This is a genomic window from Microbacterium sp. (genome assembly GCF_017305435.1).
Taxonomy (GTDB): Bacteria; Actinomycetota; Actinomycetes; order Actinomycetales; family Microbacteriaceae; genus Microbacterium.
In genome coordinates, this window is record NZ_JAFKIP010000003.1 from 304,432 (window position 1) to 319,912 (window position 15,481).

General features: G+C 71.5%; 17 protein-coding genes. 2 read left to right on the forward strand and 15 right to left on the reverse strand.

The window, feature by feature from the left end; genetic code table 11:
- Positions 1 to 10: 10 nt before the first annotated feature.
- Both cls and J0I43_RS04780 read right to left on the reverse strand, forming a co-directional pair.
- Positions 11 to 1,471 (reverse strand): cardiolipin synthase, encoded by a 1,461-nt coding sequence (gene cls / locus J0I43_RS04775; protein WP_292859859.1) that lies wholly within the window; start codon positions 1,469 to 1,471, stop codon positions 11 to 13.
- A 107-nt stretch (positions 1,472 to 1,578) separates the two neighbouring features.
- Positions 1,579 to 1,770 carry a hypothetical protein gene (locus J0I43_RS04780; protein ID WP_292859862.1) on the reverse strand — a complete coding sequence of 64 codons (192 nt, stop codon included), beginning with the start codon at positions 1,768 to 1,770 and terminating at the stop codon, positions 1,579 to 1,581.
- A gap of 106 nt (positions 1,771 to 1,876) precedes the next feature.
- Between J0I43_RS04780 and J0I43_RS04785 the strand changes: the two genes are divergently transcribed.
- The gene (locus J0I43_RS04785; protein WP_292859865.1) at positions 1,877 to 3,019 is read left to right on the forward strand and encodes a DUF4192 family protein; all 1,143 of its coding nucleotides are present in this window, start codon (positions 1,877 to 1,879) and stop codon (positions 3,017 to 3,019) included.
- A gap of 14 nt (positions 3,020 to 3,033) precedes the next feature.
- On the opposite strand, the gene J0I43_RS04790 is transcribed toward J0I43_RS04785, so the two are convergent.
- From J0I43_RS04790 to hpt, 12 genes are all read right to left on the reverse strand, one after another.
- Positions 3,034 to 3,696 carry a LysE family transporter gene (locus J0I43_RS04790; RefSeq protein WP_292859868.1) on the reverse strand — a complete coding sequence of 221 codons (663 nt, stop codon included), beginning with the start codon at positions 3,694 to 3,696 and terminating at the stop codon, positions 3,034 to 3,036.
- A 7-nt stretch (positions 3,697 to 3,703) separates the two neighbouring features.
- Positions 3,704 to 5,257 (reverse strand): lysine--tRNA ligase, encoded by a 1,554-nt coding sequence (gene lysS / locus J0I43_RS04795; protein WP_292859871.1) that lies wholly within the window; start codon positions 5,255 to 5,257, stop codon positions 3,704 to 3,706.
- 10 nt (positions 5,258 to 5,267) lie between these two features.
- A complete protein-coding gene (locus tag J0I43_RS04800; protein WP_292859874.1) occupies positions 5,268 to 5,975 on the reverse strand; it encodes a Rossmann-like and DUF2520 domain-containing protein in 708 nt (235 codons plus the stop codon).
- Positions 5,972 to 7,684, reverse strand: a complete 1,713-nt coding sequence (locus J0I43_RS04805) for a PH domain-containing protein (RefSeq protein ID WP_367267541.1) — start codon at positions 7,682 to 7,684, stop codon at positions 5,972 to 5,974. The genes J0I43_RS04800 and J0I43_RS04805 overlap by 4 nt, the downstream gene beginning before the upstream one ends.
- Positions 7,681 to 8,289 (reverse strand): PH domain-containing protein, encoded by a 609-nt coding sequence (locus J0I43_RS04810; RefSeq protein ID WP_292859877.1) that lies wholly within the window; start codon positions 8,287 to 8,289, stop codon positions 7,681 to 7,683. Before J0I43_RS04810 ends, J0I43_RS04805 begins: the two co-directional genes overlap by 4 nt.
- Positions 8,234 to 8,725 (reverse strand): DUF3180 domain-containing protein, encoded by a 492-nt coding sequence (locus J0I43_RS04815; RefSeq protein ID WP_292859880.1) that lies wholly within the window; start codon positions 8,723 to 8,725, stop codon positions 8,234 to 8,236. Before J0I43_RS04815 ends, J0I43_RS04810 begins: the two co-directional genes overlap by 56 nt.
- Complete coding sequence (folK, locus tag J0I43_RS04820) at positions 8,722 to 9,294, reverse strand: 2-amino-4-hydroxy-6-hydroxymethyldihydropteridine diphosphokinase (protein ID WP_292859883.1); 573 nt, start codon at positions 9,292 to 9,294, stop codon at positions 8,722 to 8,724. Before folK ends, J0I43_RS04815 begins: the two co-directional genes overlap by 4 nt.
- Positions 9,291 to 9,695 carry a dihydroneopterin aldolase gene (folB, locus tag J0I43_RS04825; RefSeq protein WP_292859886.1) on the reverse strand — a complete coding sequence of 135 codons (405 nt, stop codon included), beginning with the start codon at positions 9,693 to 9,695 and terminating at the stop codon, positions 9,291 to 9,293. Before folB ends, folK begins: the two co-directional genes overlap by 4 nt.
- A gap of 1 nt (position 9,696) precedes the next feature.
- A complete protein-coding gene (gene folP, locus J0I43_RS04830) occupies positions 9,697 to 10,509 on the reverse strand; it encodes a dihydropteroate synthase (protein ID WP_292859890.1) in 813 nt (270 codons plus the stop codon).
- 1 nt (position 10,510) lies between these two features.
- Complete coding sequence (gene folE / locus J0I43_RS04835) at positions 10,511 to 11,110, reverse strand: GTP cyclohydrolase I (RefSeq protein WP_292859893.1); 600 nt, start codon at positions 11,108 to 11,110, stop codon at positions 10,511 to 10,513.
- A 26-nt stretch (positions 11,111 to 11,136) separates the two neighbouring features.
- Positions 11,137 to 13,152 (reverse strand): ATP-dependent zinc metalloprotease FtsH, encoded by a 2,016-nt coding sequence (ftsH, locus tag J0I43_RS04840; RefSeq protein WP_292859896.1) that lies wholly within the window; start codon positions 13,150 to 13,152, stop codon positions 11,137 to 11,139.
- Between the two features lie 64 nt (positions 13,153 to 13,216).
- Positions 13,217 to 13,768, reverse strand: a complete 552-nt coding sequence (gene hpt / locus J0I43_RS04845) for a hypoxanthine phosphoribosyltransferase (RefSeq protein WP_292859899.1) — start codon at positions 13,766 to 13,768, stop codon at positions 13,217 to 13,219.
- A gap of 101 nt (positions 13,769 to 13,869) precedes the next feature.
- Here hpt and J0I43_RS04850 point away from each other — a divergent pair, with 101 nt between their 5' ends.
- Entirely contained in the window at positions 13,870 to 14,415 is a 546-nt protein-coding gene (locus J0I43_RS04850) for a DUF937 domain-containing protein (protein ID WP_292859902.1), read from the forward strand.
- 20 nt (positions 14,416 to 14,435) lie between these two features.
- Here the strand turns inward: J0I43_RS04850 and tilS are convergent, their stop codons facing one another.
- Positions 14,436 to 15,440 (reverse strand): tRNA lysidine(34) synthetase TilS, encoded by a 1,005-nt coding sequence (tilS, locus tag J0I43_RS04855; protein WP_292859905.1) that lies wholly within the window; start codon positions 15,438 to 15,440, stop codon positions 14,436 to 14,438.
- Positions 15,441 to 15,481 lie beyond the last annotated feature (41 nt).

Sequence of the window (15,481 nt, forward strand, 5' to 3'; positions counted from 1 at the left end):
CCGGATCGTCTCACTGCAGCGAGGACGTCAGCCGCGCGAGGTTGTCGAGCACGGTCGAGCGCAGCGGCTGCCTCATCCACTCCTCGAGCGTGAGCTCCCGGCTGAGGGCGCGGTACTCGTCCTCGACACGGCGCAGCTGCTGCACATACTCCTCACCGCGCACGAGCAGCGAGATCTCGAGGTTCAGACCGAAAGAGCGCATGTCCATATTGCTCGAGCCGATGACGGCGACGTCGTCGTCGACCGACATCGACTTCGAGTGCAGGATGAAGGGCTTCCGGTACATGAAGATCTTCACGCCGCCGCGCAGCAGCGCCTCGTAGTAGCTGCGCTGTGCGTGATAGACCATCGCCTGGTCGCCCTCCTCGGAGACGAACAGCTCGACGTGCACGCCGCGCTGACAGGCCGTCTGGATCGCGAGGAGCAGCCCCTCATCGGGCACGAAGTAGGGCGAGACGATGATGAGCTTCTTCTGCGCTGCGAACAGCAGCGACATGAAGAGCTTGAGGTTGTTCTGATACTCGAAGCCCGGCCCCGAGGGGATGATCTGACAGTCGAGATCGCCCGTTCCCGGCCGTACGTGGAACAGCTCGATGTCATCGACGATCTCGTCGGTCTCGCTGTACCAGTCGCTGAGGAAGACGGCGTTGATGGATGCCACGACCGGCCCGTCCACGCGCGTCATCATGTCGACCCAGTGCAGGCCGCGCCGGATGTTCTTCTTCAGGTTGTACGTCGAGTCGGTCACGTTCTGCGACCCCGTGAACGCGACGTTTCCGTCGACGACGAGGAGCTTGCGGTGATTGCGCAGATCGGGGCGCGTGTACGCGCCCCGGAACGGCTGCACGGGCAGCATCAGATGCCAGTCGGCACCCATGTCGGTCAGCCGCTTCAGCGTCTGCTTGTAGAACGGTTTGCCGCGGTTGGCCCAGTGGTCGAGCAGCACGCGCACCTTCACTCCGCGCGCGGCCGCCTCCTCCATCGCGGCGAAGAACCCGTCGGTCGTGGCATCCGCCTGCAGGATGTAGAACTCGACGTGGACGTACTCGGTCGCTTCACGGATGGCGGACGCCATGGCGTCGATCGAGTCCTGATAGCCCGAGATGAGCGTCGCACCGTTGTCGCCCGAGATGGGCATGGCGCCGAGATTGCGGTTCAGCCGCACCGTCGCGCGGAACCACTCGGGAGCGTTCGGGCGGAGCGTCCCGAGGTCGAGCCCGTGACTCATCGTCCGGATGCTCTCGTTGATGACCTCCTGCTTGCGGCGGCGCTTGCGCGGCAGGCGCGGGTTGCCGATCAGGAGGAAGAGCAGCACGCCGACGATCGGGATGAAGTAGATCGCGAGCAGCCACGCCATCGCCGCCGTGGGGCGACGGTTCCGCGGCACGAAGATGACGGCGAGGATGCGCACGGTCACGTCGGTGACGAAGACGAGGATCACCCAGACGAGTGCCCACCCCGTTTGTTCCACGCGTGCTCCCCGTCGTCGGGTCCGGGCTGTTCGTCCGGGTTATTCGGTCGGTTCAGCGTAGCGGGCGGGTCGGACTCCCACGTCACGCACGGCGTGGGGCGTGAGGGTCACGCGGCGCGCTGGTCGCCGTCCTGCGGGGCGAGTCCGCGCTTGGCGCGCTCCTCGGCCTCGATCTTCGAGTACGCGCGCCGCTCCGTGCGATCCATCCGCAGGATCGAGCGCAGCACGAAGATGAACAGCCCGAGCACGACGACGGTCGGCAGCAGCGACCAGATGACGGCGGCCCAGTAGGAGTCCATGGCATCCATCGTACGGAAGTTATCCACAATCGGCGATTTCGCGGATCTGTCCACGGATCCGGCATCGCCGCTCCCACGCGCTCCTCGGCGCGAGCACCCTCGTGCCATGTCGATCACCGTCAAAGCCGCCGATGCGGCCCACTTCCTCTCCCTCGTCCCGGGACTGTGCGGCTTCACGCCGACGCAGAGCCTCGTCCTCGTCCCCATGTCGCGGGGGCGCAGCCTCGGGGCGATGCGCCTCGACCTGCCGCCGGAAGACGCCGACGAACCCGGCGTCGACGCCGTGGCATCGACGGCGATCGGCATGATCTGCCGCGTCGACGAGGCCGACGCGCTCGTCGCGATCGTGTACACGGATGCCGCGATCGGGGGCGGGACGCAGCTCCCCGGCGCCGCCGTCATGGACGCGGTCAGCTTCCACGCCGATGCGAGCGGTCTGCGGCTGCTCGATGCGCTGACCGTGGCATCCGACGGCTGGGGATCGCACGACGACCCCGACCTGCCTGCGGGCGGTCGGGCCCTGGCCGACCTGCGTGCGCGCGACGCGGATGCCGAGGTGCTGGCCGGCTCCGGACGGCGCGCCTCGACGGGCGACCAGAGCGCCGGAGCGGTGCTGCCGCGTGTCGGGCAGCCGGCGCGACGCGCGGTGGGGCTCGCGATGCGGTCGCTGACGACGGCGCTCGAGGTGATCTGCGGCATCCCGTCGATGGGGCGGGCGGCGCCCCGGATCGATCCCGGCGCACTCGAGGCGGCGTGCGAACTCGACGACCTGCCGGCCCTCTTCGAGCATGCGCTCGCCTGGCGCCCGGCGGAGTCGCCCATGCGCGCGGCGATGCTCGGCTGGTGCCTCGGCCGACCGGGCCTGCGCGACATCGCGCTCGTGCAGTGGGCCACCGATCAGTCGGGCGGCGACATCGCCTCCGACGCGCAGCGCCGCTGGGAAGACGGCGAGGAGTATCCCGTCGACCTGGCGCTCGTCATGTGGGGGGACGCGCCGCGACCCGACCGCGCGCGGCTGGAGTCGGCGCTCGCGGTCGTGCGCGAGGTCGCTGCGCTGCTGCCGAAGAAGCACCGGCCCGGTCCGCTCGCCGTGTGCGCGTGGCTCTCGTGGGCGCTCGGCCGGTCGTCGCACGCGCACCGCTACGCACGGAGCGCGCTCGCGATCGACCCGCACCACGGCCTGGCCGACATCGTCCACTCCTTCGTGCAGGCCGGGCACCTGCCCGAATGGGCGTTCCGCGCGGGGTGAGGGACGCGAGCGCGTCAGTGCAGGAGAGCGAGGAGGAGAGCCACGGCGAGGAAGAGGATGCCGAAGATCACGTCGATCGTGCGCTGCCCGCGCGCGGTGCGCGTGAACCGCCGGAAGCCGTGCGCGGCGACGGCGAAGAAGCCCCACATGACGGCGATGTCGACGGCGACAGCGGTCACGGCGACCGTCGCGTACTGCGGCAGCAGCGGGTCGGCGGGCCGGATGAACTGCGGCAGGAACGCGAGGAAGAACACGATGGCCTTCGGGTTCAGCAGGTTCACCCACAGGCCGCGACGGAACATCGACCAGCGCGACTCCGTCGGAGCGGCCGTCCCCTCGGCATCCCCGGCATTCCCGTCGTCCCAGGCTTCGACGCCCTCCGCCTCGCGCGCGGGGCGCCGCAGGATCAGGCGCAGACCGAGATACGCGAGGTACGCCGCGCCGGCGTACCGGATGACGTTGAAGAGCACGGGCGACGACGCGACGAGCACGCCGACGCCGAGCGCGACGACGGCGATGTGCACGATGAGGGCGGCCTGCTGGCCGAGGATCCCCCAGATCGCGCGGCGGAACCCGTGGTTGAGGGCGTTGCCCATGGTGTTGATCGCGCCGGCCCCCGGCGTGAAGCTGATCACGACACACGCGACGAGCAGCGTCAGCCACAGCGAGAACGCCACCGCGGGGCTACTTCACGAGCGGGAAGAGGATGGTCTCGCGGATGCCGAGGCCCGTGATCGCCATGAGCAGCCGGTCGATCCCCATGCCCATGCCGCCCGTGGGGGGCATGCCGTGCTCGAGCGCGCGCAGGAACTCCTCGTCGACGCGCATCGCCTCGTCATCGCCGCGCGCCGCGAGCTTCGCCTGCTCGACGAAGCGCTCACGCTGGATGACGGGGTCGACGAGCTCGGAGTACCCCGTTGCGAGCTCGAAGCCGCGCACATAGAGGTCCCACTTCTCCACGACGCCCGGGATCGTCCGGTGCTCACGCACGAGCGGCGAGGTGTCCAGCGGGAAGTCCATCACGAACGTGGGGCGCTCGAGGCCGCCCTTGACGAAGTGCTCCCACAGCTCTTCGACGTACTTGCCGTGCGTCGCGACCTTCTCGGGCACCTCGACCCCGACCTCGGCGGCGAGCGCCTGCAAGTCCGCAAGCGAGGTCTCCGGCGTGATGCGAAGCGGCGCAGCGCCGCCAATTGCGCGACTTGCAGCCGCGGACAGCGACTCGTACATCGAGATGCGGTCCCACTGACCGCCGAGATCGAACGCCGTGCCGTCCGCCCACGTGACGGTCGTCGAACCGGCGACGGCGATCGCCGCGTTCTGGATGAGCTCCTGCGTCAGGTCGGCGATGCCGTGATAGTCGCTGTACGCCTCGTACGCCTCGAGCATCGCGAACTCGGGGCTGTGCGTCGAGTCGGCCCCCTCGTTGCGGAAGTTGCGGTTGATCTCGAAGACCCGGTCGATGCCGCCCACGACGGCGCGCTTGAGGAAGAGCTCGGGAGCGATGCGCAGGTACAGGTCGGCGTCGAACGCGTTCGACCGCGTGACGAACGGCCGCGCCGCCGCCCCGCCGTGCTGCACCTGCAGCATGGGCGTCTCCACCTCGAGGAACCCGTGGCCTTCGAACGTGCGACGCAGCGACGCGTTGACCTTGGAGCGGGCGATGACCGTCTCGCGGGCCTGATCGCGCACGATCAGATCGAGGAACCGAGAGCGCACGCGCGTCTCCTCCGACAGCTCGGAGTGCAGATTCGGCAGCGGCAGCAGAGCCTTCGAGGCGATCGCCCACGACGAGACCATGATCGACAGCTCGCCGCGGCGGCTCGAGATCACCTGGCCCGTCACCGACACGTGGTCGCCGAGGTCGACGAGCTCCTTCCACGCCTGCAGCGACTCCTCACCCACCTCGGCGAGCGAGACCATCGCCTGGATGCGCGCACCGTCACCCGACTGCAGCGACGCGAAGCACAGCTTGCCGGTGTTGCGGCTGAAGACGATGCGCCCCGCGACCGACGCCGTCACCCCGGTCTCGGCGCCCGCCTCGAGGTCGGCGTAACGCTCGCGCAGAGCCGCGATCGTGTCGGTGACGGGCACGCTCACGGGGTAGGCGCCACCCGCGGTATCCACCCGCTCGGCGAGCAGCCGCTCGCGCTTGACGAGACGCACGGCCTTCTGCTCACTGACGTCGTCGGCGAGCAGGTCGGCGGTCGGGTCCGCTACGGCGGGGGCGTCGGTCATAGCCCCGATTCTACCGAGGTGCCAGGCCGTCCTCCGGCGCCCCGTCGCCCGCCTCGACGAGCGCGCGGTCGACCGTCGAGTGCACGAGCGGCGTCAGGAACCGCCCCGGCGCGCTCACCCCCGCATCCCGCAAGAGCCGCGCCGCCTGGCCGACGATGGATGCCGAGAACTCGGTCGCCGTCGCGATCGCCTCGCCGTACACGGCACGATCGCCTTCGGCGACGACGACCGGCTCGCAGCCGAGCTCGACGGCGAGCGCCTGCGCGATCGGCAGCACGGCGGGAGGTGCGGTGACGGCGGCGAAGGCGTCACGCAGCTGCCGCAGATCGATCGAGGTCCCCGTGAAGGTGATCGCCGGGTGCACGGCGAGCGGGATGGCGCCGCGGGATGCCGCCGGCGCGAGCACCCCGGTGCCGTGCGCCGCGGACGTGTGCAGCACGAGCTGGCCCGGCTGCCATGCACCGAGCTCGGCGAGACCCGCCACGAGTCCCGCGAGCTCGGCCGTCGGGACGGCGAGGATCACGAGCTCGCTGCGGCGGACGATCTCGTCGGCGGCGAGGACGGGCACTCCGGGAAGGACGGCCTCGACGCGATCGGGGTCGGAGCCGGCGGTGATCCCGGTGAGGGCGTGCCCCGCACCCGCGAGCGCCGCGCCGATCACGGGGCCCACACGGCCCGCACCGACGAGCCCGACGCCGAGACGGCTCGCCTGACTCACGAGAGCTCCTCCCGTGCGTGCTCGTCGGCCGAACCAGAGCCGGCCGGGCCGGAGTCGGCGGGGCCGGACGGCACCTCGGCATCCACCGCGCTCCACCGGTGCGAGCGGTCGGCCGCGGAGGCCGCGACGACGGCATCCGCCGTGCGCTCCCAGACGGCCAGCGCGGCGTCGCGATCGATCACGCCGAGCGTGCCCGACACGGGGCCGAGGACCGTATGCCCCGTGAGATTGGCGAGCCGCAACGGGCGATCGACCGGGCCCTGACTGATCCGCACCGACTGCAGGCGCGCGAGCGGCAGGATCACGAGCGCCCGCCGCAGCACACCGTGCCGGAGGAGGAGCGCCTGCGGAGCGAGCAGGGCGCCGTTGCGCCGCCACGACAGCGGACGCAGCCAGCGCGCGCGGCGCGGCGTCGTCGCGAACGGGTCATCGCTCCGCCGCGAAGACCCGAGGAGCCCGTGTGCGAACAGCCCCGCCACCTCCTCGTCCGAGAGCCCGGGCAGGAGGAGGCGCAGCACGCGCTCGACGTCGGCGGGGGTGCCGACCGGCAGCACCTCGGCGAGCTGCAGGGACTGCGCGTCGTTCGCCGACCGACCGGACAGCCGGTTGACGCGGATCGCCCACCAGCCGAACCGCCGCCACAGCACCGGCTGGTAGACCTCGACGGCGTGCACGCGCCCGGGTGGCAGCGTCTCGGTGACCGTCGTGAAGAGGCCGAACGTGACGCGCACGCCCGCGTGCGTCGGTGCGATCGAGTAGCGCAGCGACCGGGTGATCCGCCGGAACCAGTACGCCCCGAAACCGAGCAGCGAAGGCACGATCGCGAACAGCACCCACGGCGTCCCCACGATCGCTCCGACGATCAGCGCGATGATCAGCGCGAGGAGCCACAGCGTCGAGCCGGAGAGCAGATGCGCGGCGATGAGCCGCCCCGGCGGGATGTGCACGACGGATGCCGGTTCGAGGTCGTCCGCGGCATCCACGCCGTCGATGAGGCCCGACAGCCCCGCCGTCACGACACCGGCGGCGGCCCGGGTGCGGCCGGTGGCGCCGCCCGCACGCGCTTCGGCGGCGCGGGCCTCGGCCAGCCGACGGCCCGACGCGAGGCGCAGGATGTCTGCGCGGACTGCCTCCGCGTTGGCGGTGGAGAGGTACTCGAGCTTGACCCCGGCATCCGCCCCCGCGCCGACGACCTCGAGCTTGGCGGCTCCCAGCAGACGAGCGACCATCGGGCGCGTCAGGTTGACGCCCTGCACGCGGTCGAGCGGCGCACGGCGGTGCGTGCGGAAGAACACCCCCGAGCGCACCTCGACGTCGTCGCCCGTGATGCGGAAGGTGTGGAAGCGCCACGACAGCCAGAAGATGCCGAAGAGGAGGAGCAGGATGCCGAGGACGACGAGCCCCGCGACGAGGAGCAGGTTGTTCGTGACGACGTAGTCGACCGGGTCCTGCTGGTAGCTCTCCCAGTCGTCGAATCCGGGAAGGAGCCACGCGACGATGCGATCGCGGAGGTTCGCGATGACGAACCCGGTGACGACGATGAGGAAGAGCCCGCCGCGCAGGACGGGCGTCAGCGGATGCAGTCGATGCCACTCGCCGTCGCTCAGCGGCGAGCGGACGTCGGCGACGGCGCGGGGCGAAAGCGGAGCAGCCGGCTCGGCAGGCGCGGCTGCCTCCCCCGCGCCGACGGGCGTCGCCGGGTCGCTCACAGCCCCGTCCGACGGGTCTCGGCGACGGCGATGAGGGTGTCCCGGAGGCTCTCCGCGGCCTCCTGGCTGAGCCCCGGGATCGTGACGCCGGTCGCGGCGGCCGCCGTGACGAGCTTGAGCTGCGCGATGCCGAAGCCGCGGTCGAGCGGCCCGTGCGTGATGTCGACGAGCTGCATCCGCCCGTAGGGGACGGCGACCATCCGCTGCCACAGGATGCCGCGGCGGAACACGAGATCGTCGGCCCGCAGCTGGTAGCCGTACGCGCGCGCCTGGCGCGGCAGGATGACGAGGGTCCACACGGTGATGAGGATCACGACGCCGGCGGGGATCCACACCCACGTCTGGTGCAGGACGAGCGCGAGGACGAGTGCGACGGCGACGACGAGCGCGAGGAAGGCACCCGTCGAGATCAGCTGCACCGTGACATACCGGCGCGAGATCTGGTGCCACACCCCGTCGCCGACCGCGAGCCGCAGCGGCAGTCGCGCGGCGCCGCGCGGCTCGAGGAGCGCGTCGTAGGTGTCGATGTCGAGAGCGGATCCGACCGGATCAGTCGTGATGGGAGAGTCCGAGTCCGGGCTCTGGGGGGCCGGGCTGTTCGTCATCGTCGTCCTTCCGGATGGTGCACAGATGCTCGGCGACGAGGGCCGCCACGAGCAGCACCGCGGCGGCGACGAGGGTCGCCGCGACCGTCACCACCGAGCCTACGGGGGTCACCGGCCGCGTGAGCAGGAATACGAGAAGGCCCACCGCGATGCCCCCGATGACGGCGCCCACGATGCTCGAGGCCTTCGCGAGCATCGCGACACGCACGGCGCGGAACGGGTCGACCGGTCGCGGATCGGCGCCCGTGACCGAGCGGCGGATCGGCAGGGCGAGGGCGATGTCGGCGGCCCCGAGGAGGATGAGGAGCACGGGGAGGAGGAGCGACGGCGTGAAGGTCGCCCGTCCGGCGCCCGTGAGCAGCTGATCGACGAGGAAGCCGACGACGGCGCCGACGACAGCCGCGACGACGAGCACGCCCGTGCCGGTGCGCTTCACGCTCGCCCTCCCGTCTGCTCGTTCGCGTCGCCGGCTGCCCCGCGGCCTCGCAGCGCCGCCAGCAGCTCGTCCACGCGGCCAGCGCCCGGCAGCACGGCATCCGGGTCGACGACGAGCCACGGGCCCAGCACGAAGTCGCGCTCGGCGGCGCGCGGATGCGGCAGCAGGAGCGCGGGGTCGGCGCTGCGCACGTCGCCGTACGCGATGAGGTCGAGATCGAGCGTGCGATCACCCCAGCGCTCGCGCCGCTCACGGCCGTGCCGCGCCTCGATCGCATGCAGGTAGGAGAGCAGCACGCTCGGCGCGAGGCGCGTCGTCACGAGGGCGACCGTGTTGAGGTAGGCGGGGGCCTCGGCATCCGGGCCGTCGGGCTTCACCGCGACGGACTCGACGGGCGCCGCAGCGCGCACCTCGGTCGTCAGCGGCATCCGTCCGAGATCGCGGAGCGCCTCGTCGATCGTCGCGGCGCGATCGCCGAGGTTCGCCCCCAGGGCGACGACGGCGACGGTCTCGGGGCGCGTCGACGCGTGCGCATCGCCCTGGTAGCCCTGCGCGAGTCGGCGGTTCATCGGCCCTCTCCCGTCCGGACGCTCGGAGCGGCGTCGGTGCGCGCGCGGCGGATCGTCACCGCGACGTCGCCGAAGGGCACCGCGATGGGCGCCTGCGGCTTGTGCACCGTGATCGTCACCCTGCGCACCGCGTCGCGGGCGAGCAGGTCATCGGCGAGGCGTGCCGCGAGCGTCTCGAGGAGGTTGACGGGCTCCCCCGCGACGAGCGCGACGATGCGTTCGGCGACCTCGCCGTAGTGGATCGTGTCGGCGACGTCGTCGGATGCCGCCGCGCGCGCCGTACTCAGGTACATCGTCGCGTCGACGACGAACTCCTGACCCTCCCGGCGCTCGTCGGGGTAGACGCCGTGGTAGCCGAAGGCGCGCACGCCGGTGAGTGTGATCTCGTCCAGAACGTCCATCTCAGGCTCCTCCCCGTTCCCACGCCCGCGCGACGGCGAGCGCGTCGCGCGTCGCAGCGACGTCGTGCACGCGCACCGCCCATGCTCCGGCGCGGGCCGCGAGCACACTCGTCACCGCGGTCGCGAGGTCGCGACGGGCCTCGGTGACCTCTGCCGGCACGCCGGTCGCGAGCAGCTCGGCGAGGAACCTCTTGCGGCTCGTGCCGACGAGCACGCGCGGCCCGATCGCGACGATCCTCTCGAGGCCGCGGAGCGTCTGCCAGTTCTGGTCGCCGCGCTTGCCGAACCCGATGCCCGGATCGAGGATCACCCGGTCGGGCGAGATCCCCGCCCGACCGGCGGCAGCCATGCGCTCCTCGAGCTCGGCGGCGAGCTCGGCCTCGACATCGCCGTACTCCGCCTGGGCGTACATGTCGTCCGAAGGGCCCCGCCAGTGCTGCAGCACGACATCGGCGCCGGATGCCGCGACAGCGGCGAGCATCCCGGGGTCTGCGAGCCCGCCCGACACGTCGTTGACGATGCGCGCCCCGGCATCCACCGCGGCGATCGCCGTCGAGGCGTTCATCGTGTCGACGCTCACGATCGCGCCGTCGCCGGCGAGCGCCGCGATGACGGGCAGGACCCGTTCGCTTTCGCGAAGGGGATCGATGCGCTGCGCGCCCGGCCGGGTCGACTCGCCGCCGACGTCGAGGAGGTCCGCTCCGGCCGCGCGGAGCGCCCGCCCGTGGGCGATCGCGGCCTCCGCGTCGAGGTAGCGTCCCCCGTCGCTGAAGGAGTCCGGAGTGACGTTGACGATGCCCATCACGAGGGTCATCTCAGCGCCCCGCTTCACTCACGCCGGCCACCAGCATCATGATCTCGGCGCGGGCGGCGGGCTCCGCGAGATCGCCGCGGGCCGCGATCGTGACCGTCGCAGCATCCGGCTGGCGGCCGCCGCGCATCGTGACGCATTCGTGGCGTGCGTCGAGGACGACCACGACCCCGCGCGCATCGAGAGCGCCGGCGATCGTGTCGGCGATCTGCTCGCCGAGCCGCTCCTGCACCTGGGGGCGCGCGGCGAGGATCTCGACGACCTTCGGCAGCGCCCCGAGCCCGACGACCTGCTCGCCCGGCAGATACGCGATGTGCGCGCGCCCGGCGAACGGCAGCAGATGGTGCTCGCAGACCGAGCGGAACCGGATGTCGCGCAGCAGGACGGCACCCGACGGGAGCGTGTCGGGGGCGGGCCCGCGCGAGACCGAGATCGTGTGCGCGAGGGGGGCCGCGGCATCCTCGCCGACGCCGGCGAAGAACTCCGCGTACGCGTCGGCGACGCGCTGCGGGGTCGCCTTCAGCCCCGGGCGATGGGGATCCTCTCCGATCGCCGCGAGGATCTCGCGCACCGCGGCGGCGACGCGTTCTCGATCGACAGGCACTTTTCCGAGCCTAGGCGGTCGGGCCCTCAGGCGGTCGCCGGGCGGGCCTGACCGGCCGGGCGGTGGGCCGGAGCCGCGTCCGTCGCGGCCCGAGCCGAGGCGGCTTCGGCCGACGTGGATGCCGCGAGCCCGGCATCCTGCCGACGCGGCACCTCGACGGGCGGCAGCGACGACACGGGGCGCTCCTGGCTGGAGAGCCACTGCGGGCGCGGCGGCAGCTTCTTGACATCGGTGAAGATCTCGGCGAGCTCGAGGTGGTCGAGCGTCTCCTTCTCGAGGAGCGCCAGCGCGAGGCGGTCGAGCACGTCGCGGTTGTCGTTGATCACCTGGTAGGCCTCGTTGTGGGCCTGCTCGATGAGCAGGCGTACCTGCTGATCGACGCGCTCGGCGATGCGCTCCGAGAAGTCGCGGCCGTGGCCCATGTCGCGGCCCATGAACACCTCACCGGACGACTGGCCGAGCTTGACGGGGCCGACCTCGGTCGTCATGCCGTACTCGGTCACCATCTTGCGGGCGATCGAGGTCGCCTTCTCGATGTCGTTGGAGGCCCCGGTCGTCGGGTCGTGGAAGACGATCTCCTCCGCGACGCGGCCGCCCATCGCGTACGTGAGCTGATCCTGCAGTTCGTTGCGGGTGACGGAGTACTTGTCCTCGAGGGGCAGCACCATCGTGTAGCCGAGCGCCTTGCCGCGCGGGAGGATCGTGACCTTCGTCACAGGGTCGGTGTTGTTCATCGCCGCGGCGGCGAGGGCGTGGCCGCCCTCGTGGTAGGCCGTGATGAGCTTCTCCTTGTCCCTCATGACGCGCGTGCGACGCTGCGGGCCCGCGATGACACGGTCGATCGCCTCGTCGAGGGCGCGCATGTCGATGAGCTGCGCATTCGAGCGCGCCGTCAGGAGGGCCGCCTCGTTGAGGACGTTCGCGAGGTCGGCGCCCGTGAAGCCGGGCGTCTTGCGCGCGACGACGGAGAGGTCGACGGAGGGCGACAGCGGCTTGCCGCGGCCGTGCACCTCGAGGATCTTCTGGCGGCCCTTGAGGTCAGGGGCGTCGACACCGATCTGGCGGTCGAAGCGGCCCGGGCGCAGGAGCGCGGGGTCGAGGATGTCGGGGCGGTTCGTCGCGGCGATGACGAGCACCGAGACCTTCGGGTCGAACCCGTCCATCTCGACGAGCATCTGGTTGAGCGTCTGCTCGCGCTCGTCGTGACCGCCGCCCATGCCCGCGCCGCGGTGGCGCCCGACGGCGTCGATCTCGTCGATGAAGATGATCGCGGGGGCGTTCTCCTTGGCCTGCGTGAAGAGGTCGCGCACGCGGCTCGCGCCGACGCCGACGAACATCTCCACGAAGTCGGAGCCCGAGATCGAGTAGAACGGCACGCCCGCCTCGCCGGCGACGGCGCGCGCGAGCAGGGTCTTGCCCGTTCCGGGAGGGCCGTACAGCAGCACGCCCTTCGGGATGCGGGCGCCCACGGCCTGGAACTTCGCCGGGTCCTTCAGGAAGTCCTTGATCTCCTGCATCTCTTCGATCGCCTCGTCGGCGCCGGCGACGTCGTCGAAGGTGACCGTCGGTGTCTCCTTCGTCACGAGCTTCGCGCGCGATTTGCCGAACTGCATGACCTTGCTGTTGCCGCCCTGCGCGGCGGAGAAGAAGAACCAGAACAGCAGGCCCAGCAGCAGCAGCGGCAGCAGGAGCGAGATCATGCTCTCGAAGAAGGTCGTGCGCGGCACGACGTCGTTGAAGCCGTCGGAGGGGTTCGCGGCCTCGATCGCCGAGACGACCTCACCGGCACGCGCGCCCACGTAGTAGAACTGCACCTGCGTCGCGCCCTCGAAGGGCTTGGAGAGCGTCAGGTCCACGCGCTGGTCGCCGTCGGTGGTCGTCACCTCGGTGACGGAGCCTCCCTTGAGGAGCGTCAGGCCCTCCTGGGTCGTCACCTGCTTGGCGCCGGTCAGCGACGTGATGAGCGAGACGCCGAGGACGAGCAGGGCGCCGATGAGCAGCACGTACACGAACGGGTTGCGCGTGAGCTTCTTGAAATCCATGGTCCGCTCAGGCTACCCCGCGCTCACTATGGCGTGACTGTGCATTCGCCCACGGCGGAATGGGTCAGGCGTAGACGTGCGGGGCGAGCACCGCGACGTCCCGGAGGTTGCGGTAGCGCTCGTCGTAGTCGAGGCCGTACCCGACGACGAACTCGGTCGGGATGTCGAAGCCGACGTAGCGGGAATCGATCTCGACCTTGGCCGCCTCCGGCTTGCGCAGGAGCGCGAGGATCTCGATGGATGCCGCGCCGCGGGCCGCGAAGTTCTCGAGCAGCCAGCTCAAGGTCAGACCGGAGTCGATGATGTCCTCGACGATGAGCACGTGCCTGCCGGTGAGGTCGGTGTCGAGGTCCTTGCGGATCTGGACGACACCGCTCGACTTGGTGCCGGCGCCGTAGGAGGAGACCGCCATCCAGTCCATCGTGACGTCGCGTGCGAGGCGACGTGCGAAGTCGGCCATGACCATGACCGCGCCCTTGAGCACGCCGACGAGGAGGAGGTCCTTGCCGGCGTAGTCGCGCTCGACCTCGCGGGCCAGCTCATCGAGCTTCGCGTGGATCTGCTCCTCCGTGACGAGGACGGTGGTCAGCTGATCCGAGATCTCGGCGGCGCGCATGCATCGATTCTAGGCATTCGGCACTGCCGCCGACGGAGCGGGCGGCAATAGGCTGGCGCTGTTCGGGCGATGGTGCCCGGCACGAGCGGAGGGAGCCGGCCATGGCTGGACTCGATGACATTCTCGCTGCACTGCCGATCGACGAGATCGCGTCGAAGCTCGGCGTCGACCCGGCGACCGCGAAGGAAGCGGTGACGCAGGGCGGCGGCGCGATCCTGAGCGGTCTGCAGCAGAACGCGGCGACGGCCGGCGGCTCGGCGGCGATCGAAGCCGCCCTCGGCAAGCACGCCGATGCGACGGTCCCGGCATCCGTCGACGATGTCGACACCGCCGACGGTCAGAAGATCCTGCAGCACGTCTTCGGCGGCAAGGAGCAGGAGGTCGCGCAGACGCTCACGCAGGACACCCAGACCGCCGGGATCGACTTCGGAAAGCTCCTGCCGATGCTCGCGCCGGTCGTGATGGGCATGCTGGCTTCCGGACAGAAGTCCCAGCAGTCGGGCGCGGCGCAGGACGCTCAGGGGTCCGGCGGCGGGATCGGCGACCTCATCGGCGGGCTGCTGGGCGGCGGGGCATCGCCCAAGGCCGGGGGCGGCTTCGACATCGGCGGACTGCTCGGGGGCCTCCTCGGCGGCAACAACAAGTAGGGGCCGCACGCCCACAGTCGTCAGGACGCGGTGAAGGCGAGGCGCGCGCCGATGCGCTGCGCGCGGCATCCGGGCAGGTCGATGGGGCCCTGTCCGCGCCAGTCGGTGACCAGACGCGCCACCTCGAGGGTCTGACTGCGCGTCAACGAGACTCCGAACTCGCTGGCCACGACGTGCCGGATGATGCGGTGGCGGAGGGCCGGAGGGTTGGCGGCGAGTGCCGGCACCGAGATCGCGATGCCCGCTTCGACGTGCTCGACGATGTCCTCGATGGTCTCGTCGATCATGTCGGCGAAGGCCGCGGCATCCTCGCGCAGCTGGTCGCTCGTCCGGGCGAGGGCGTCGGCGATGCCGGGGCCGAGTTCCGCCTCGAGGACCGGCATGACGTCCTGACGGATGCGGACGCGCAGGAAGCGGCGGTCGAGGTTGTGCGGATCCTCCCAGACGGGGAGCCCCTGCGCGGCGCATGCGGCGCGGGTGATCGCGCGGTGCACCCCGAGCAGGGGGCGGAGGATGCGGGTGCCTTCCTCGATGCGGTCGGGTTCCATGCCGCCGAGGCTCGCCGCGCCCGACCCGCGGGCGAGGCCGATCAGCACGGTCTCGGCCTGATCGTCGAGCGTGTGAGCGAGAAGGAGCGCGACGGCGCCCGCGTCGCGGGCGGCGTCCAGGAGCGCGGCGCGGCGGGCATCGCGGGCGGCGGCCTCCGGCCCGCCGCCCTCCGTGGGCGGCGCGACCTGGACGCGCACGGCGTGCGCGTCCAGCCCCAGCTGGTGCGCCGCGGCGACGGCGCGGGCGGCGACGGTGTCCGACCCGGGCTGCAGGCCGTGGTCGATGACGACGGCGCGTGCGGCGAGACCCGCCTTCGGGGCCTCGAACGCGACCGCCGCGGCGAGCGCGAGGGAGTCGGCCCCGCCGGAAAGGCCCACGAGGATCGGCCCGTCGACCGTAGCGAGCGCTCCGCGCACGGCACGGCGGATCTCGGCGGTGGCGGGGTCGAGGCTCGGGCGCGGGTCAGGTGCATCCACACCCCCACGCTATCCCCCTGCCCCGTTCGCAATTCAGTCTC